This is a genomic window from Pedobacter sp. MC2016-05, from assembly GCF_026239735.1.
Taxonomy (GTDB): Bacteria; Bacteroidota; Bacteroidia; order Sphingobacteriales; family Sphingobacteriaceae; genus Pedobacter.
In genome coordinates this window covers 21,154-41,648 of the sequence record NZ_JAPIVT010000003.1, presented here as the reverse complement: position 1 = coordinate 41,648, position 20,495 = coordinate 21,154, and the positions used below count along the sequence as shown (strand labels likewise).

General features: G+C 40.4%; 11 protein-coding genes. All 11 read right to left on the bottom strand.

Annotation, left to right across the window (positions count from 1 at the left end):
• Positions 1–407: 407 nt before the first annotated feature.
• Genes OQZ33_RS05425 through OQZ33_RS05375 form a run of 11 tightly spaced genes read right to left on the bottom strand, consistent with a single transcriptional unit; the run spans position 408 to position 19,440 of the window.
• Positions 408–2,093, bottom strand: coding sequence for a LamG-like jellyroll fold domain-containing protein (locus tag OQZ33_RS05425; RefSeq protein ID WP_265798039.1), 1,686 nt, complete (start codon positions 2,091–2,093; stop codon positions 408–410).
• Positions 2,094–2,099: 6 nt separating this feature from the next.
• Positions 2,100–4,118, bottom strand: coding sequence for a M60 family metallopeptidase (locus OQZ33_RS05420; RefSeq protein ID WP_265798038.1), 2,019 nt, complete (start codon positions 4,116–4,118; stop codon positions 2,100–2,102).
• 9 nt (positions 4,119–4,127) lie between these two features.
• Positions 4,128–5,873 (bottom strand): DUF4983 domain-containing protein, encoded by a 1,746-nt coding sequence (locus tag OQZ33_RS05415; protein WP_265798037.1) that lies wholly within the window; start codon positions 5,871–5,873, stop codon positions 4,128–4,130.
• Between the two features lie 16 nt (positions 5,874–5,889).
• A complete protein-coding gene (locus OQZ33_RS05410) occupies positions 5,890–7,563 on the bottom strand; it encodes a DUF5008 domain-containing protein (protein WP_265798036.1) in 1,674 nt (557 codons plus the stop codon).
• Positions 7,564–7,592: 29 nt separating this feature from the next.
• Positions 7,593–8,300, bottom strand: a complete 708-nt coding sequence (locus OQZ33_RS05405; protein WP_265798035.1) for a fasciclin domain-containing protein — start codon at positions 8,298–8,300, stop codon at positions 7,593–7,595.
• Between the two features lie 12 nt (positions 8,301–8,312).
• Positions 8,313–9,890 (bottom strand): RagB/SusD family nutrient uptake outer membrane protein, encoded by a 1,578-nt coding sequence (locus OQZ33_RS05400; protein ID WP_265798034.1) that lies wholly within the window; start codon positions 9,888–9,890, stop codon positions 8,313–8,315.
• Positions 9,891–9,902: 12 nt separating this feature from the next.
• Complete coding sequence (locus OQZ33_RS05395; RefSeq protein ID WP_265798033.1) at positions 9,903–13,067, bottom strand: SusC/RagA family TonB-linked outer membrane protein; 3,165 nt, start codon at positions 13,065–13,067, stop codon at positions 9,903–9,905.
• Positions 13,068–13,099: 32 nt separating this feature from the next.
• Positions 13,100–14,089: a DUF5007 domain-containing protein gene (locus OQZ33_RS05390; RefSeq protein WP_265798032.1), complete on the bottom strand. Its 990-nt coding sequence runs from the start codon at positions 14,087–14,089 to the stop codon at positions 13,100–13,102.
• A 47-nt stretch (positions 14,090–14,136) separates the two neighbouring features.
• A complete protein-coding gene (locus OQZ33_RS05385) occupies positions 14,137–14,817 on the bottom strand; it encodes a hypothetical protein (protein WP_265798031.1) in 681 nt (226 codons plus the stop codon).
• A 15-nt stretch (positions 14,818–14,832) separates the two neighbouring features.
• On the bottom strand, positions 14,833–16,449 hold the full coding sequence (locus OQZ33_RS05380) for a RagB/SusD family nutrient uptake outer membrane protein (RefSeq protein ID WP_265798030.1): 1,617 nt from the start codon (positions 16,447–16,449) through the stop codon (positions 14,833–14,835).
• Between the two features lie 12 nt (positions 16,450–16,461).
• Positions 16,462–19,440 (bottom strand): SusC/RagA family TonB-linked outer membrane protein, encoded by a 2,979-nt coding sequence (locus tag OQZ33_RS05375; RefSeq protein WP_265798029.1) that lies wholly within the window; start codon positions 19,438–19,440, stop codon positions 16,462–16,464.
• Between the last annotated feature and the right edge of the window lie 1,055 nt (positions 19,441–20,495).

Below are 20,495 nucleotides of genomic sequence, written 5' to 3'. Positions count from 1 at the left end.
AAAGCTCAGCACGCTTGCAATTCTCTAGTTTCGCGTATGCACCTAGCATTGCACGATTATTTGATAAAATAAGAGTTGATGGTTGGATTAGAAGTTTAACATCGATTAGCAAGACCGATCTTATATTTGATCAAATAAGGCAATAATCTGGCAGCTTTCTTTTATGCACTGCAATGGATCAATCCGCTATCTGATTTTATGTTGCTCGTAGTTTAAAGTACGATTAGAAGATAGCCTATACCAACAAAAATATTAACTAATAAAAGTAGATGTTGCCTGACTGGGTTTAAAAGGCGAACACAAGGCCAAAAAATTTGTATCGCAACACTAGATAAGCGTAAAGGGCGCTTTCAATCCCATAAAAAAGCCCCGCCATAGCAGCGGGGCCTAACTAACCTAACAAAATATTATTTTAAAAATTCTAATTCGAACTTATTCAATATCGGATCGCCCTCTATTTTAAAAGTGGGCAAAATTTTAACATTCATCCAGTACAATAAAACCGGAGTAATAGCCGTGTTGCCAGGAAGCGTTGATACACCATCGCCAATTAGCGGTACGCTAGGCGGCACAGCTTTGTTTAAACTTAGCCAATTATATGCGCCAGTTAAATCCATATTATATCCTACCGGCGCCCTGTTGTATAACTTATTTCCAATTTCTTCATCTATTGGCCAATAACCGATTAAACTGCTAGTTCTAGTGTGCTTGCTCAAATCTCTTAAGCCTGCATTTGCTGTGACCTCAGAAGCGGTCAAAGCGGTATTAAAAATTAATAAATTGGAGGCCATCAGATCTGTGCTGTAACCCGCATAAGAATATTGTGCACCAATTTGCAACAGCTCGGCAGTATTTAAGCTTTTTGCAGCGCTAATGTTTGTAGAACCTTTAAACACACCATCTACATAAGCAGAAGCTGTTCTCACCGTTGCACTTTCATATCGAACAGTCATTGTTAAGGTGTGCCATACGCCCACCTCGACTCCATTGGCTATCGCAAGTTCAGTTACCTTAACCCCTCCATTCGCCTGTCCTCCGAATTGCAAGTTCCATGAAGTGTTGGATATCATCCAATACCAACCTGTCAATGGGCTAGAAGCAGTGCTTTTACCCAAAAACTTTGGATAGTAAGAACCTCCTTTGTTATTCCTCACATCCATTTGTACGGTAAAATCCTGCTTGTCACCCATATTGTACAGACCATTATCATTTGCTACCCGGGCAAAACTGGCATTTGTTATAACACTAGCTGATGAAACATTCTCTCTGAAGTTAAGTGTCGTATATTGTCTTTTTACCAGGATCTCCTCCTTTAAAGATGGCTGATACAACATAAGAAAACCAGGTTTTGATGCTGCTTCATTACCGCCGTAATTCGAGGTCAGGACTACTAACCAATCTTCTTTAGCATAGGTTGGCCTCGATTTAATTCCAGCCATGATTTCCTTTATGTAACCATCAATAGTAACGATGGCATTTTTGTAGTTGATATTGGTCAAATTAAAACCACCATTGTTTCCCCCAGCCTTTACATCTCTGAAATCGACAATGGCCGTACCTAGTTCTGACTTTTTCAAAATGGCGAGCGTCGAGTCCTTAACCGCAACATCTGTAGATACTTCTGGTAAAAAATCGGCATTTTTCAGATAATTCCTTAAATTTGGCCAAGGTGTAACCACTGCTGTTCTAATGTTTTTATAATCGCGGAGCAAGCTCAATACATCTGTATAGGCATTAATACCCGAGTGCGGATCACTTCCAACCTGGTCTGGCTGAAAGTTATCCTTTGTTACATTGTGACTAATAACACTAGCTCCAGTTAGCATTGATGTCCAAGTGCTTGCATCAGTAGTTACCGGTGAGGTTAAGGAATTGTAGGTATACTTGCTGTTTTTTTGAAGTGATAATATCGTGCTAGCACCACTATTTGGCAAATCTGCACCCACTAATCCATCGATACTGATCACAATTACTTTCCTGGATATTTTATTATCGCTTTTCAATTCCTCGAAAACCGCTGGTGGATTATCATATTTCTTGCAACCCGCAAAAACTACCAATCCTAAAACGAATAATTTAAAATTAATTCTCATATCTGATTAATATATAGCTCTTACTTCCGCCAATGAAATGGAGCGAGTTCCTGTACCTGTTTTAACTATTAATTTCATGAATTTGGCTTGTTTGGCACCTGTCGCAAAGGTGAAATTATATGGGGTGGCATTTTGAGGAACCTGCATGGTACCTACGCTAGTATAACTTACATTATCATTACTCACCTGCACTTCCACCTGGCCAACATAACTTGTAGCCGAATTACGCTGAACGATCCTAACTCCCTTAATGTTAGCGATGTTTTGTGTTTTGCTTCCCACATAAAACACCAGATTAAAAGGATAATTGGCACTAGCTGGCAAGGTACCGGTTGTCTGCGAAGACCAATAATCAGCATCATTGCCGTTGGTTAGATTGGTTACTGGCTGAGCTGACTCTGTTGAACTAGCAGAAACAGGGCCAATGTATTCTAGAGTATTGTAACCCCAAAGTGGCTCATTTAACAAGGGATAGTTTTGCGCATTTATAACCGCCTGCGAAGGTGTGCTTACCTGTATACCCCATGCGTTAAAGAAGGGCAGTAAGTTAACCTTGGTATAATTACAAATAAATTCATAAAAATAATCTTTTCTGGCTTGGTCGTTGGTATTTGGACGCGTGATACGTCTACCCTGTTTATGTAGTTCGGTAAACCAACCATAGCCATAGCGTTCCAGCAATTGCACAAATGGCATCAACCTTTGGCCACTACCAGCTGCTGAGGTTCCAAATTCAGTATCGAAATTTTTGGTTCCAGTTCTCACAACAAAAGCCAGCCCACTTTTCAACCAATCATCGCCTCTACCCAAATCTTTAAAATCTACTCCATAGGCCTTTGCAATTTTAAATGAGAAAAGATTACAAGTAGCCTCCGTTAATATACTCCACTCCCAAATTCTATCTGATTTTTCACTAGCTGTGCCAGGATTCGACCAATACACTTGCTGCGTATTGTGTCCCAATTCGTGATAGGTTCCCCAATTCGGCTTTGGCTTATTGGTAACCAATTGATTTAAGCTGGTCCAAGTTTCCAACCACCCGTCATCATAAAATCCATACAGCGCCATAAATGGAAAGCCTGCTAAGCCATAGGCATCTGCCACTGGCATTTGGATATCTACGGTTGCACGCCAAGCACTAGCAGGAACTCTATCTATTGGATCACTAGCACTTTCTGATAGGCCCATCCAACCATTGTAATGTTCGCCATAAATTTTGTCCCATTGGCTCATCAACTCTTTAGGATTATTTAATGGATCGCTAGATGAGGTCATCTTCTGCAAAATAAAGCTTCTTGGAACTGTCCAGATAACGCTCTTCGAAGTCAACTCCAACCAAGGCACTGTGGATGCTCTCACGCGCGCTGCCCAATCGGCATTGTCACCCTTTTTAGGATCGTTAAGGATAAAATCTGGACTTACGCAGGCGTTAGCGATAGTAAATTCTACTGGGTTAGGCGAATTGATACCGCCCGATCCCTGGTAAGAGCGGCTCGCAATGATGTAAATGGTTCCTCCGAATAGGTTTCTTACGAAGTTATCGCCAGCATACAACTGTTGCCTGGCAAAAACCACTGGATAACGCCTTGGTTGGGCTACTGCCGATAGATCCTGAGTATGGACGCCAATCTGAACACTCAGACCATCCAAGCCCTGTGGTACCACAATCTTGACCAATTCACCAGGGGCTGCGTAATAGCCGGTGCTAAACATCGCTGTTGGTGCATAACTAAACCTAAGGGTAGCCTTGGTCTGGTTGCTGAAATTCAAGTCTAGGGAAAATTTACCCGCTGGTATATTGCCTTGGCCCACCCTAGGCTCACTATCGCTTACCAAACCGGGAAAAACCCTGGCCTGTTGATACATGGTCTTGTCAATATCTCGTTTAGTGGTATCTATTTTCCCATCGGCAACGTTTCCACTATTGTCAGGGTAGCCATCAGCTACCTCGTAACCATACTTCTTACAAGCACTAGCCACAACGATCATGGCCAATGCTAAGTATTTTATCTTATGTCTTTTCATGGCTTTATATTAATTGGTTGGAAGTGTTACACCGGGTACCAGTAGCGACCCCATTAAACCCCAACTTTGTGGAACTGAAATATTTAACCAATTGTAAATCATCAAGGTGGCGTCAACACCATTGAATACCGATCGGTAAGCACTGTCTGAAACAACACCTGCTACATTCGGCGTAGATTCCGAGAAATTCGCCCAGCTATAGCTTCCGGTAATATTAAAATTATTGCCTTTCCCAGATTTATCTATAGCGACTGAACCGTTTCCATCATTCAATGGCCACCATCCCAAAAGATTTGCAGGTACTGGAGCTAGTAAGGAAATATCTCTTTTGGAGTAAGAGATAATATCGTCGTCACTAAATGCAACATTATAAATTGCGATATCCCTGAACGTCATATCAGTACCGTTAGCTGATGTAGTTGCCATACCTGGTCCAAAATGCAATGCAGCAGTATTTGTCAAGTTTTTTCCACTGATATCTACCGTATTAATTTTTTTGCCATCTTGAAATAATGAAGCGAACCTTGTTGAGCCAGTATTATATAATTTAAACGCCAAAGTGTGCCATCTTGCATCTCTTAATACTACACCTGCGCTAATGGAATATGAACCAGCAAAACTTAAGTAATAACTATTGCCCCAGCACATCATATCCCATCCAGTACTTTGTATGGCTTCCCTTTTATTGGTAGTTGCCATATTACCGAAAAAGTGTCCATAATCTGCATTATTGGCGGCATCATTTTTCACCTTGATCATCACGGTGTATTCACCACTGGTACCAAAATCTCCCACGCTTGCATCTGCAAGTACCCCCATACCATTTGCCGTAGTATTTGATGTACCCCTTACACCTAGACCTACAAAAGGATAACTGTTAGGATCAGGTTGGTTATAAGAAGTTGAGTTAAAACGCGGATTATAGAATGCCACATAGGTATTGCGAGATTGATCTTCGAAAACAACAGAATTAGGCCCACCACCTGATGTTGCAGCACCGCCTTTGTTAGAGGCAATTACCACTAGCCAGTTTTCTGAACTATAAGTGGGTCTCGCTTTAATAGCATCCAGCATATTACCTATATAGGCATCTAGCGCCTGGATGGCATTAGTATAAGCTGGAGTATTCGCAGTATAGCCATTTGCCGCACCTGCTACCTCTGCACTATGATATTGAGCGACTACAACAGTTGCACTTTTATTGCCCAGTTCTGCTACAGCTGCTGTTTTTACTGCAGCATCATCGTTTGCGTTAACCTTAACGGTTGCATCGGTTGCCAGTATTTCGTTAAATATTGCAGTTGATGCAATAGACACTGTTCGTGCATTGGTTACATTATCTTTTATTCTTGTAAATAGGGTCGGTGTTCTAGCCACGTTCAAATTGGCAAAATCTTCGCTCTGTACGCCATGTGCCCGGTAATCAACGCCAGTAATCAAGTTGGTCCAACCGGCAGCGTTAGTGATGGCATTTCGGCGATCGTCAGCAAGTCCGTCGAAGCTATACGCAGCCTTGGCATTTATGGCTGTGATATTGGTAGGTGCCAATTGGCGAACCACATCCCCTTTCACACCATCTAAAATGATTAAAAGCACTTTTTTACCCGAACCTCTTCCTGCCGTATCATTGGGGAAAGTTTTCGGCAACACATTTTCGAAATCTTTATTGCAAGAAAAAGTTAAAGCAATAAAGCCCAGCATAAACAACCACGTAAGTGCTTGTAGTTTATTAACTGGAAGTTTAATTCTGTTCATGTTAAATCCTTATTAATTAGTTAGCAAAATTCAAACGCATTATGTTTTTTGGCAGGCGAGAATTGAAGCGAAGTATGCTGCCCACTAAAATTACTTTACTTCCATTGGCACTGCGATTTTCAATCATGTCGTAAATCTGTCCTTGAAAACCACCTGTATTGTTATAACCCACGGCCAATTTGCCTGTGTTTTCTATAACCATAAAACCTTGACGCAGAAACCCACCATAGTTATTAAAAGAGCCAGCTACAATGATTTTGCCATTCATTAACTGTCCTGCAAAAGTGGCGATGCCACCAGCGATTGCTTCAGGAATAAACGTACTTACATTTGATCCGTCAGCATTTAGAAGGTTAATGCCTACCGCAGCCTTGCCATTAAATGTGGTAAATAAACCAGCAACAACATATTTTTGGGTGCTTTCATTCCAACGGATGGAATAAATATCGCCATCAGTACCAGAGCCTACTTTAAAGCTATCGTCTATCGTACCGTCAGGTTTTAGTTTAACAATCCTATTGGCAGGTTTTCCATCAAAGGTTGTAAAGCTGCCAACTAAAATCAAGCTGCCATCATTTAGCAAAACCGCATCTTTGATTTCGCCATTTCCAGCTGCTGGGCTTTGTTTGGTAGAAGGATTAAATCGATAGGTCGAATCCATGGAGCCATTCACATCCATACGCACCAATTGCCGCATTCTAGTCACATCATAAATTTTCTCGTCATAACTAGAACCCCTGAAAAATATCTTCCGATAATTTTGAAAATTACCAACCACATAAATTTTCTCGTCCAGTACCATGGCTTTTCTAATGTATCCGTCTGTACCACCATTAAAAGCGCTAACGGTATCACCGTTTTTGTAGATTTCTTCTGGTTTGGGATTAACGATATCCGTAAGCACCAACGAATCCATAGTGGCCAAACCCGGAGAGGCGACCGTATTCAAACGCACCATATTGCTCAAGGTTTGCCTGTTGGGGCGGGTAGAGTTAAAACTGGTAAAGCTTCCAGCCAAGATGAATTTTCCTGCTTGGCTCCCCGTATTAATCCGGGCTACAGAATAAACTGATTTGAAGCCCCCGCCTACCCCTTTCCCGAAATTAACATCGGTGGTTAAGTAACCACCGTCGGCGTCAACCTGGGCAATACCACCGATGGGCACCTTCTCTGTAGCCTTGCCTTCAAAATTGAAGAAAGCCCCGCTTAAAAAATAACGCCCACTTGGCAGTGCTTCAATATCATAAATCGGAAGATAATCTGAGCCATTCACTACTTTCCAAGTGTTATCGAATGAAATTTTCCCGCCAACGTTAACTATCGGGCCAAAAAAAGTTTGTCCCATACTGGTTACCCAAACACTTCCTGTACTTGCATTTAAAGGAACCTTAAATACCAGCGTGGTATCATTTGTTGAATTTTTAATCACTTCGGCTTCTGCCTCGTTCACATACACCTTATAATCTTCTCTAAACTTAGCTAGGCCAGCAACTTTTACGCTGATCACATCTCCAGCGTTTACTGATTCTTTATCTATATTTTTTGCCACGAATGTGAATTCCACAGGCTTCTTCCCGCCTCCATAAGGATCGTCCTGGAGCGCAGCTTTCTCGCAACCAACGATTGTGGCACCTAACAACAAGCCTAAAAAGGTTGTTTGGCAGATTATTTTTATCTTATTGAACATCATGTTATTTTCGAAATAAACGTTAAAAAAGTTTAGGGTGTTGGAGGTTTTATACCAGCGGCAATAACCTCATCTATAAAACGGGTGGTATTAAATCCGAAATTGTGTTTGTTCTTTCGCAATACGTGAATAACACCCGTATTGGTTTGAATATCGGAGGTGGCAACAGGCGCATTAGCCAAAGCAACCTGCGGATTGGACAAGTCTGGGATGTAAGCCAAAAATAACTGACGGTAACCTGCATAGGTAACACCTCCTGCATCATTGAATATTACCCCGATATTCATGACCCGATTACTGTAAGAATTATATCCTTGGCCAGGAAATGCCTGAAAAGAAATCGTATCCCGTTGTGGGTAATCTTTAAGTAGATTAGCCCCTTTGAAAATGTATAGTGATAAATTATTTCTCCATACAGATTTGTCAATTTGCGAAAGTTGTGACACCGTATCTTTTCCAGAGGTTTCCAAAGATCGGTTTAAACGATATATTGCATTTCTAATGGAACCACTCATTGGGGCAAAAAAAGTATAGGGATCATTAGGGTTGGATAACACGCTCTCCATCTCCGCTAACTTAATCACTGTTAATGTGGTGTCGAACAATGGTTTCTTTTCTTGCAAATATTGCAATGTAGTTCCAATATATTTCGGATCATGTATGCCCGTATCAAAATAATATTTCTTACAACTGGTGAGGGTAGTAATCAGCACCACTGCGATGTATAGGAATTTTTTCATTGTTTAATCTTTTTAGTTCCAAAAATTATTACCTACTAAATAAGGATTTGCTGCACGTTCTTGGGTGGAAATGGTTAATGGCCAGGTCCAGGCACCCGCGTTGAAGTTTGACACGGTCATCGGATTAGCCGTGTATTCTGAATCGGTAATCCTTCTTGTCCGAATCAAATCAAAGGAATACTGCCCTTCACCAATTAATTCTCTACAGCGCTCGTAATAAATATCCTTTTTCAAATCTTCACCCGTGGTATTAAGTGGTAGCGCATTGGCTACTTCACGTACACGGTTAGCATATAGTTTCGCATTTTCATCGTCATTTAATTCCGCAAAGGCTTCTGCAGCAAGCAGAAGGCAATCTGGCAATCTAAAAATGATGGCACTGTCATCGCTTTTGGTGTAGGTATCTAAGCCACTGCCTTCAGAAACTAAATTGTTGAATTTTTTAAACTGAAAGGTACCTGTACCGCTATTGTAATTCTCGAACCATACGGTTACCCTATTGTCGGCAACACCTGGCACGAAGATTTTCTCAATAAATGATTTGGTATAGGCATAAGAACTATTCACCTTACCCACCTTCCCTGTAATAGGGGTATGTGAAACAAAATTTGAATAGGTTGCCGGAATCGAAAACCCTTCAGTCAGTGTATTGTCTTGCAATATGCTGAACAAATTTTCGTCGCTTCGCCCTTTAAAAATCAGTTTTGTATTTTCTTCATTAACAGTTAAAAGCCTGTAATTTGTGTAGGTATCCAAAGTTTTAGCCAATTCTGTAACGGCAGTATAGTAAACTTTCTTATCGCCATTATCAAAGGCTGCCGCCCACATGTTTAGATGCATCATTAAAGCAACGGCTGCACCCCTTGTTGGGCGCATACCTTTAGCAGTGGGATCACTATATTCCAAAGGCAGGTTTTCGAAGTTTGCCTTCAAATCTGCAATACATTTGTTTAACACTTGAACCTGAGGGGTTCTCGGCAATGATTTGGTATGGTAAGGTTCTGTGTAATAAACCGCATCTCCAAACAACTTACAAATATACATGTAGCTTAAGTTGCGTAAGAAAACGGCCTCTGCTTTATACTTTAATCTATCTGCATCAGAAATGGCATTAGCAGGTACGTTATCTACTTCTGCATACATGATGTTTGATGAGGCAATAATATCGTACCAGCCATCCCATGACATGATATCTCTCAAAATACCAGGGTAATTGGGATTATGATTATTTGCACCAATGGCGGGGGCGCTAACAATGAACCTCATATTGTTGGCAATAAGCGCGTTAACAACATTAGTGCCCGCTGCACTTTCTAGCGCGCTTACGTTAGTTACGTTGTTGTTACGTAATTCGATAGCAGGGAAAAACATCTTATCATAAGAACGAAAGAAAGCTGGTCTACCGGCTACCTTTTCACGCAACTGAGCATAAATACCATTGGTAAAGTCTTCTACATCTTGCCTGGTTTTCCAAAAATTGTTACCAGACTGCGCTTGTATAGGTGTTACATTTAAAAATTTCTTGCAACTTGTTACGCTTAGCATCATACATGCAAATAGGCTTAGCGCTATAACTTTTTTAATTTTCATATCTGTGACAGCTTAAAATTCTATGTTTAAACCTAGGGTGAATTGTTTTGGTAAAGGATAACCACCTGAATCATCGCGACCTAATGCGGTCACGTTTTCTGGGTTGGGGCCAGAATATCGCGTAATGAAGCCTAGGTTGGCTCCTGTAGCATTTATGCTTACCCTACTCATGCCAAGCTTTCTGGTAAAGTTTGGATTAAAGTTGTAATACACTTTAATGGAATTCAATTTGAAATAAGAACCATCTTCTTGAAAAGCGGTTTGTGCAAGCCTGAATGGGCTGATGATGCCGGCCCTTACAAAATCTAATGGATTGCCGTACTGCGCCGCATCTCCTGCTGCTTGCCAATAGTTTAATTGATCTAGCGGAATCAAGGCACCTAAGGTAGTAGGCAAATTGTAGTTTGCCAGCTGTCTTGCCAATGGATTGTTTAGGATATCTCTTTTCAAAGTGAAGGAAGTATTCACTTCTAAACTCCAGCTTTTCCACTGTAAAAATGAGGTAAAACCACCTGTAATCAGCGGTTGAGAATTACCCGCAATTAACTTGTCAGCTTCGTTTAATACATAATTACCATCCAAATCGGTAAAAATTGGATCGCCTGCTTTAAAGAAGTTTAGTAAACCAGCACCTCCAACGCGATAAGGTAAACCAGTTAATGGATCAACTGGTACTTGACTACCAGTAGCGTAAACCCCTTTGGTGTTGTACAAGTAATTTGATAAAGAGTTGGTACCCAAACGGTAGTAGATGTCTTGACCGTTGGTGGTATCATAGTAAATCATGTCTCTTAATCCATCCGGAAGCTGTGCGAGTACCTCTCTGTTAATAGCTAAGTTACCATTCAACGTCCACTTAAATGCACTCGTATTGCTCAGTGGTCTAACTATGGCCTGAAATTCCAAACCATAATTTACGTTACTAATCTCGTTAGAAGCAACCGTACCAAATGCGTTGGTAGAAGATATATTTTTATACCTAAAAATATTATCGTTTTGCTTATAATAGGCGTCCATGGTAAAAGATAACCTGTTCTTGAACACCTGCAAATCCATACCTGCGTTAAAGGTGGTTGCTTTGGTTGGCTGCAAATCAAGATTTGGCACGCGGCCTAAATTGATGATCACACTGCTGGCATTATTGTAACGAAAGCCCCCCGTATATTGGCCATAAGCATCGAAGATACTCCCTACCGGCTGTATGTTAGAACCATAACTTAACCTAATGTCGGCAAAATCTAGCCAGCTCAAACCTTTCAACCATTTTTCTTCATTAAAGTTCCATTTCAAACCAATGGATGGATTGGCAATATAGCCGGCATTAACACCATTTTGCGAATTGGCATCTAAACGGTAGTTCAAGTCCAATACGTATTTCTGTCTATAATTGTATGAAAACGCCCCTGCAAAGGCAACACTGCGCAAGTCGGTATAATCAATCGTTCCACCTCTTGAATTCTGATAATCAAATTGATTGGTTAAAGGGCCTCGTAACTGGTCGTTAACACCACGCTGGTTTAAAATGGCATCGGCCTTAAAGAAGCTGGAATTAATCTCCATAAAAGTAAACAACAAGAAATTATGTGCATCATTGCCCTCACTATCTTGGAACGACTTATTGTAAGTGGCCTGTGTGCGGTTGTATAGTTTGGTTGCCCTATCATTGTAGGTATAATATTGTGATTGGTTACCGTTTAATGCCGCGGGTGAAAAATTATCTTTTGTACCTGTTGTATTTGTATAATTTAAGAAGGTGGCCAAACGCAAATTCTTCACCACTTCGTATTCGGCGTTTATGGTGGCAAAAGTGTTGAGCAACTTGTTATCGTTATCTGTAGTTAACTGCGCCAATAGTGCATTTGATGAAGAATAAAGCGAAGGAGCGGGAAGCAATGATGATGATTGGTTGGCAGTGCCGATCCCCGTATTGATTAACCCGTTGCCACTACCCGTTTGCTGTTTTTGAATACTGTTTTGCAATTGTGCAGTCAGTTTAAACTTGGTTGTTGGGTTAAAGGTCATGTTCATATTCAAATTGTAACGAGAATAACCTGTGTTCGCCTGTATCCCTTTTTCATCATAAGCACCAAGGATGACCTTGTAGTTAAAAGCGACATCACCACCAGAAACATTTACTGAATGGTTTTGATTCAAAGTGTTTTTGTAAAAGTAAGACTGCCAGTCTGTTGAGTTGTTATAGTAAGCATTCAAGCTGTCTGCGAGAAATGGCGTGGAATTAATCATATCTAAAGCATGTATACGTGTTGCTCCGGTATCGTTCCTCAAAATCTGATCGATACGCAACATACGCTCGCCACGACCACCTAAAGTCGAACGCAGTTGTGGTACCAAGGAAACAAATGTGGAACCTGAATAGCGAACTATAGGCACTTTTGAATTACCACGCTTGGTGGTGATCAAAATTACACCATAAGCACCACGAGAGCCATATAATGCAGTTGCAGACGCATCTTTCAACACCTGTATGTCTTCGATATCCTCTGGCGGAATTTGAGAAACGGGCGATACACCAGGGCCTGCTTGTTGAAATCCATAGGAATAGTTGGTGTTGTCATCCACAGGCACCCCATCTATTACGAACAAAGGCGATGTTGGTGTTAAAAAGCTGGAGCCTCCAGATCCGGAAACATCGATATTAGAAATACCACGTATAGTTACCGAACCTCTGTAGCCAGGCGCACCCGTGCTATTTTGAATATTTAAGCCCGCTACTTTACCTTGCAAAAGCGAAATAACATCACTTGCTGGCTGGCCTTGGATATCTTTTCCGGATATTTTGGTAACTGATCCTGTAGTTAGCTTTTGAGTTTTCGTAACATACCCTGCTGTAACCTTAACTTCTTGTAAGGCATTGGTATTTTCAATTAAGGTTATGGTAATACTGGTACGGGCATTAACTTTTATGGTTTGAGTGGTATAACTTACATAAGAAATGCTTAGCTCCGCATCTGCTGGTACTATTACCCGAAATTTACCGTTAGCATCAGTAGAGGCTAGGAATTTACCATTACGGGTTATACTTACACCAGGCAATCCTTCTTTTTTCTTCGACGATCCGTCTATAACCGTACCGTTTACCGCTATGGTTTGCTGGCCATAAGCATTTTTACCTAACACCAATGCCAAGAAAAAAATGAGGCTGTAAAAATATTTCATGAGTAATGAAATTTGTATCGTTTTTCTTTCCATTAGTCGTTATCGAAATTTGGTTTATCTGTTTTGAACCAGAAGATGATCTCCCAATCGCCCTCTTCGAAAATTCTGTAATTTAGTACAAGCAGATTTTGTTGCAGGACATTGCCAAAACCTTGTCTATCGAACCTGAACACTACCCTCGCCGAGCTACCATCAGTAGTGGTGTACTTGGTTGGATAATTGGTTAAAGGCACGGGATATGCCACCTCATATTTCACTTTCGAAGCGTCCTTAACCATATTGAAGCCGTGTACCAAGTTTGGCCAATCAGTCTTTGCAAATTTATTGGGGTCTATCGTGTTAAATAGGGTATCCACAAAGCGAAAGGTCAAACTGTGTCCAGAGTACCCTGGAGTACCCTTTGGTATTTTATTGAAAAGTACCTGTACATCTGCTGAAGATAAAAGCCGCTTATCACGCACACCATAAATAAACAGTTGTGTAGGGCTGACCGAAACAGATCTTGCCTGACCAGTAATCGGATCGAGATTAGATGGCTCGTAAGGGCGTTCGCGAAAAGGCAATAACCTCATGTTTTGAAAATATTTTCGCCCTCCAGAGTTTGACATTTCCACATCAAACACATAGCCCGAATCTGGCTGAACCTTTATCATATTACTGTTGGCTTCTTTCCACATTAAAAACTCTCCAGAGTTGGGCCTTACCTCAAAAAGCTGATGGTTTTCTGTGGTTTGCTTGGCCGCAATTTCTTCCAATGATTTTTCTGCGCCATCATAAGCCGTTTTCCATACCTTAACAGGATAGAATTTTGTCAGCTCCGGTGCTGGATCTCCATTGAAAGTTCTCATATTTATAATCTTGAAGTCTAGCGGTCTACTTGAATTGCCGTAGCTAAAGTTGTTGGCAAATAGGTTGGCTCGCCCTAGTGTTGGTTTATACTCGTAAGTATTATATTGGCTGTCCGGGGATATCGATAACCTGTTATCAGGTAGGTTTTTTCTACAGGCTGTAAGAACCAGCATAGAAAATAGGATTGTGCTAATCCCCATTAGGTAATTATTTATCTTCATTATTTATCTAGTCTTGTGGTAAATTCATCAAACCCGAAATTGTGTAATTGCGAAAGGATGTTAACCGTTCCGTTACTGGTACTAATGTTTACAGCATCAGTGGTGGTGGTGATCCAGCGGTCAGGAAATATTGAGCCTCTTCTATCGCTAAACTGTAAAATTAATGCGCCACCACCTACATAGCCGGAGGCATTTTCACGTAAGGCTTTCACCTGCATAGGTACATTGTTTTTAAAACTTGACAACGTAACGCCATCCACAGCTTCGATAAAATTGGCAGTAGTTAGCCGGTTCGAAAAAATATACTTGCTCAGCATAAAATCTAATCCAGCAGCATCAGCATTTGCTAATGTGATTTTTGGCAAATTGGGATTGCGTATCGCACGCTGATAATTAAGGTACTTTAGTGCCACAGCGAAGTTTTCATTCACTGGTGCAAAAATTGTAAGTTCCTGTGTAGTTAGGGCTTGTTTCAACTCGGGCACTCGATCCAAAACCTTCAATAAAGAATCAAAAGTTCCGGGCTTGGTTTTAATGTAATCTACCGTTGTTCCATTGAACTGCTGTACTTTATTTTCGTACTCATAATAGGTCGAATCGCTTTTCTTACAAGCTAGAATGCTTGAACAAATTAGCACTGCAAAAAGCAACGACTTCATTTGATTTAAATTTCTTTTCATGTCTATGCTTTAAAATTATTTCCAATAAGGGTTTTGTGTAATTTTTGGGTTGGCGTTGATCACGTCCTGGGATACAGGCCAATATATACCTCCAGCTTCTTCAAACTGCCTAAAGGTTAATGGTTGTCCATTCTTCACAATAAAGATTCCTGGTGCTTTCACGATACGATTGTAACGTACCAAATCATACCATCTCCAACCTTCGCCCATTAATTCCCTGCGCCTTTCTGCGAAGATGGCCTTCAATACCGCAATCTGGCTCGACCCATTAACCAACGGATCATATTTGGTTGTTCCCCTGTTCTCTGTATAGCTGTTCAGCACTGAAACTGCCTGAGCTAGATTGCCCAAGGCCGCATTTGCCTCGGCATATAATAAAATCATTTCTTCTAAACGGCTAAATACCAGTGAAGAGGCAAATAATACTGTATTACCAGAAGTTGCACTTGGGTAAACCACCTTTATCTTACTGAAAACTGGCTCTTCTGAAGAAAAATTGGTAAAATAATTTTTACGGTAGGTATTTGTTTTGGTATCGAAACTGAAACGTAAGTCTCCAGGATCTGTAAATGCTTTTAGAATGGTATCCTTCGACACAAACATCTCTGGTCTGGTTTTAGGAATATAGGGTGCTGCTAATGTAAGCTGTTCCAAATGGCCATCGGCCGTTGCCAAACCCGTCCCATACTCAAAAGGAAACCCTATTAAAAGCGTCGAGCGTTTGAATGCAAACGGACTGTAATAATTAAGGTTTTCCGTTAACGCATCGATTGACAATAACACAATATTAGCCGCCCCCGTTGAACGAGCATTGGCAGTCGGATAATTATCAATTACAAACTTCGAATATCTTGATGCATCTAAATAGTTACCTTGCCAAGCCGAAATATGCGCCAATAAGATATAAGCAGACAGTCTGGTAAATATAGTACCCACCCAAGCAGCGGTACTCTGCCCATAATATGTTCCCGGAAAAATAGGATCGGTGCCGCCGTAAGCAAAGGGAACAATCTCGGCAGCATTTAAAAGCTCACTCGTTGCGAACTGTAAAACAATATCTTTATTGGTACGTGGTACCTGAATAAAATCACCGTCGTGTGATGTGGTTAATAAGGGCACGTCGCCCCAAATACGTACCATGTAAAAATAAGCCATGGCCCTAACCATTCGTGCTTGAGCAACTTCTACATTGTTCTGCACTTGAGTGTAGCGAGGGTCTAAGCCCACAATCTCTTTCGAACGCTCAATAAACAAGCTAGCTGCGTTAATCGCTGCATAAAAACGTCTCCAATTAGTGATGCGGTTGATTACTGGAAATTGAGCATTTAATTGTCCGTCAACAATGGCTTTTAGGTCGGCACGGTTGGTAATTTTAAAGTCTCCCTGCCTTAAATCGCCCATTAGCCAATGGGTATTATCAGAAACAGTTGCAGACCGCAATAAGCCATATACAGAAAGAAGATTGGCCCTCGCATCTTCATATTTTTTCCAGTTATTGGCTTCCGAGGCGAGTCTATTTGACTCTACATCCTCAATTTTTTTGCAAGAGAAATTACCCGTGCTTAACACGACAACGAGCGTAGCTAAAACGGTGTTTTTATAATGCCAAAGTATATTTTTATAATTGTTCATAATAGCAAATCTTTATAGATCTAGTTTAAATCCAAGTACAAATGTTCGTGGAATGGTGATGTTCGCTGCATCGTAGATGCCGTTGTAGTTGATCAACTCCGGGTCTATACCAGAGAACTTAGTTAGTGTAAACACGTTCAAGGCCGTGGCGTACAGGTAAACTCTTCTCAACGATTTCTTCAATAATGATGATTTTGCGAAATCATAGCCAAGTGTTACAGACCTCAGTTTTGCGTATGATGCATCTTCTAAAAATAGGTCTTGATCTGTACGGTAGGCATTCACCGGACTCCATGGGTCGTAAATGGGATAGTTAATAGCGTTAGTTGAAGTTTGCCAAGATGAGACTTCCCTTACAGCATTAATATCGCTACTTGCCTCTCTGTTTACAAAACCGTATCGGGTGGCATCGTATTGATTAATTGCTTTTTGGCCTGCTGCAAAAATGAAATTGAAGTTTAAATCGAAATTCATGTAACTAAAGCTATTGTTCCATCCACCGATAAAATTAGGTAACCGGTCTCCAGTCAATACTTTATCTTGCGATGTGATGGTGTTGTCTCCATTGTAATCCACAAATTGAGGATCTCCCTTTTTCATCGGAATGCCATTAAAGGTTCTACCTGCAGGTACTTCCGCATCAGTATTGTAAATACCAACGTTACTGTACAGCCAATAACTACCAACAGACTGACCGACAACCAATTTGTTGTCATTTTGGTAAACCAATTCAGTTAAAGCGCCTGGCAAGGCCTTTAGTTTATTGCAGTTATAACTTAAATTTAATCCCGTTGACCAACTGAAACCAGCATTATTTTGCAACATATTTGCGTTAACCAGAAGTTCCAGTCCTTTGTTATTGATATCCAGTCCGGATCTGTAGTTAGATACGTATCCCAATTCTAGCGGTACAGGAACACCTAGTACACCGGCTTTATCGTTCCTGTTATAAGCTGTTAAGGCCACCGACAAGCGAGATTTCATAAACGTACCATCTAATGTGATGCTGGTACGATTTGAATAAGGCAAGCGTAAACCATAGCCGATAAACCCGCTATTGTATGGACGGTTGATGCCAAGATATTGTGAGTATCCTGGAATGGTGGGCTCTTCTTCCCAACCATTCTCTGAGCGGTATTGCGGGCCTGCTGCAAAGCGGTCATCTAGAAAAATGCGCAAAGTGCGGCCCCAGCCTCCACTTAGGTGTAATGCATCTATGCCACTTGACTTCGCCAAGAACTGCTCTTTCAAATTCCAATTGACATTAAATGCAGGCGTGGTTACCCAGCGGCTATCTGGTTGTCCGTTTGATGCCCCGTCTCTTCTCAATAATGCACTAAGGGTTAACAAATTTTTATAACTGTACTTTGCAGACCCATAAAATGACATTAAGTTACTACGTTCTTTATCGATGTATCTAAAAACATAGAAGCTGGTATTCGTCAACACATTAAGGTAACCTGGGTTGGCAACACCGTTTATAAATTCTCTTCCATCTACAAATGTCAATTTCACATAGTCATTGGGTCCGTTATATGCTCTGGCATAGTTATATTTATGCGTGTCTCCCTGCAAGGTTTGACCAAGCTCAAAATCAATAGCGTTACTTTTATTAACCTCGTACCTGTAGCTAGCGACATTATTAATGGCCATACGCTGGCTGTATCCAAAGTAGTTGGATACATAGCTCGATCCGGCCATCAATGTAGATGGGACAAAATAATCTCTTACCCCTTCATTGTAATTAAATAATAAACTGGATGTGAGGGATACCTTTCCAATTTTTGCAGCTAAGGAGAAATTGCCGTTTAAAATTGTATTGCGGTTATTATCTACCATTTTCTCTACTTCGTTCAAGTACGAAGAATAGTTGCTGGCGTTTGGCGAAGGTGGAGTACTTAGATCAGGTAAGTATCGGGTTTCCGCAAAACGATCTCGGTAACTACGGTTGCGTTCGCGGTCTAAGCGAGCAGCATTAACGCTGGTAGAAACGGTAAGCCAATTAAATGGCGCCATATTGATACCGAAAAACAAATTATACTGATCCAGGTTTGTTTCATCTGCATTTCCTGCATTTTTAGTTCCAGAGCCAAAAAACCTAAAATTCGCGCGTTCAGTGCCACCAGTTATCCCTAAATTGGCAGAATATATTGGTGAAGTTTGTTGATAAAGGTCTGTCCAGTTAGATGGTCCAAAATAAGAAACGTTTGTAGAATCTCTCAGATATGAGGCATACTTCTGTGTTGGATTGTACTTTTGATAAAATTGACTCCTGAAATTATTTTCGTAAGCACCATTTACCGTGTTTACTTTAGGTGCAGTTACATAGCCAAAATATGAATTCAAACTAATGTCCCGTTTTCCTGCCCTCGCATTCTTTGTGGTGATATAAATTGCACCATTTGCGGCATTGGGTCCTAGTTTTGCTAATTCATAAGGATCTTTAACGACTACGATTGACTGGATATTGTCCATACTGATCTGCGCCAGGTGGTTTGTAGCCGGGCCAATCCTATTGTAATCGTATTTTTGTACATCAAATGCAAAAGGATTATCAGCTATTAAAGGAACTCCATTCACATATATCGCTGGCTGAAGGGCATAAACATCCTTACGTTGAAAAAGTAGGCCAGATACACCTTGTATGATCATGCTTTGCTCAGTACCCGGCTCTCCGTTTGGCTCCTGAACATAAACCCCCGCAAGGTTTCCCTTCAGCATTTGCTGTAAGGATAAATTTGGAACCAGCTTAGCAGATCTTATATCAATTGTATCCCTGATACCCTTAAATTTCTGCATCGCCCGAATCATTTGCCCTATGGTATCGGTTTTGTTAGCATACTTAGCCGTATCTCTTTTTGCCGTATCCTGCTGTTGCACACTAAAGTTTGATGCCATTGCAACATTAAACCTTTCAATAGCAAATACAGATGGGGATGCAAAAACAAATAAAAGCAACAGCATCACTTTGCTTATGTAAATTTTTATCATTTTTTAAAAATTAATTATTACTAAAATTTGGACGTACGAATCCACAATGCCTTCAGGCAAGCCTATTAAATTCGGTTTGTTAATCCAGTTAGCGAATCAGTTATAGTATGTTTTTACCTTGGAGTTCTCGGTAGTCGGGAAGAAATTTTTCTAGTCATGTTTTGTTGGTTTTTGGGTTGATTGGCTTGTTTATAAATGGTTATCCTAAATTATTAGTCAGTTTAATTCAGGTTTGTGGCAATGCAATATTTTATTGTAAACAAAGTTAATAATTACTAAACAAATCTTATGCATTTTTTTATCTGTTTTTAACTTGATATTAGCAACAACACCTTTGTTATCAGTCTATTTATTATCCCTAGTGTATTTAAGTCGCCGAATTGTTTGTTTTAGTTATTCTAAATTAAATAGGAAACGAGGTAAAGGAGCAGCTTTTATCATACAAATCACCAGCAAAATAATTGTATATATAAAGCGCTAACAAACAATAAGTTAACTTTAATTAAATTTTAAACTGGATGACAATATTCAGCTAAAATTAGGACATCAACTACTAGGTGTTTTATTCATCGGTTTTATTTTAAGGCTATTCGGCCTGGTATATAAAAACTGGACGATCATTTGCACCGCCTACACAGAAATTTCCAGAATTTGTAAGTAGAAAACATACTAGAATATAGATGTCCTTAAGTAAGTTATCTAACTCAAACCGATGAAATGCTAATGCCTCACGATGTGAAATCGGCGTTATATATTTCCGACATCGGGTCGATTGAATATTATGGGGAAGATTTAATTTGTTTTTTCGCTTCATATACTTCTCAAATTTATTTAGCAAAACTAAACTTTGTTCATAAACACATCAATAAACATTTGTTAAGTATATGTAAACCAACCCAAAATCGAAAGCTGCTATTCCAGACTTAGCAAATAATTGAGACCCTTGGGACTACTAGGAACATGAACCGTATGCCTATTGATAAATCTATCTTTGATTATCCCTGGATTATGCCCAATCTAGAATGAGTAAGTTGCTTATTTTAACTGACCAGAAA

What these genes read in the sequence shown, in the direction of transcription:
- OQZ33_RS05405 (WP_265798035.1), bottom strand. Translation starts at nt 8,300, where the DNA reads ATGAAAAAATTCCTATACATCGCAGTGGTGCTGATTACTACCCTCACC.
- OQZ33_RS05380 (WP_265798030.1), bottom strand. Translation starts at nt 16,449, where the DNA reads ATGAACAATTATAAAAATATACTTTGGCATTATAAAAACACCGTTTTA.
- OQZ33_RS05390 (WP_265798032.1), bottom strand. Translation starts at nt 14,089, where the DNA reads ATGCTGGTTCTTACAGCCTGTAGAAAAAACCTACCTGATAACAGGTTA.
- OQZ33_RS05415 (WP_265798037.1), bottom strand. Translation starts at nt 5,873, where the DNA reads ATGAACAGAATTAAACTTCCAGTTAATAAACTACAAGCACTTACGTGG.
- OQZ33_RS05395 (WP_265798033.1), bottom strand. Translation starts at nt 13,067, where the DNA reads ATGAAATATTTTTACAGCCTCATTTTTTTCTTGGCATTGGTGTTAGGT.
- OQZ33_RS05400 (WP_265798034.1), bottom strand. Translation starts at nt 9,890, where the DNA reads ATGAAAATTAAAAAAGTTATAGCGCTAAGCCTATTTGCATGTATGATG.
- OQZ33_RS05375 (WP_265798029.1), bottom strand. Translation starts at nt 19,440, where the DNA reads ATGATAAAAATTTACATAAGCAAAGTGATGCTGTTGCTTTTATTTGTT.
- OQZ33_RS05425 (WP_265798039.1), bottom strand. Translation starts at nt 2,093, where the DNA reads ATGAGAATTAATTTTAAATTATTCGTTTTAGGATTGGTAGTTTTTGCG.
- OQZ33_RS05420 (WP_265798038.1), bottom strand. Translation starts at nt 4,118, where the DNA reads ATGAAAAGACATAAGATAAAATACTTAGCATTGGCCATGATCGTTGTG.
- OQZ33_RS05410 (WP_265798036.1), bottom strand. Translation starts at nt 7,563, where the DNA reads ATGATGTTCAATAAGATAAAAATAATCTGCCAAACAACCTTTTTAGGC.
- OQZ33_RS05385 (WP_265798031.1), bottom strand. Translation starts at nt 14,817, where the DNA reads ATGAAAAGAAATTTAAATCAAATGAAGTCGTTGCTTTTTGCAGTGCTA.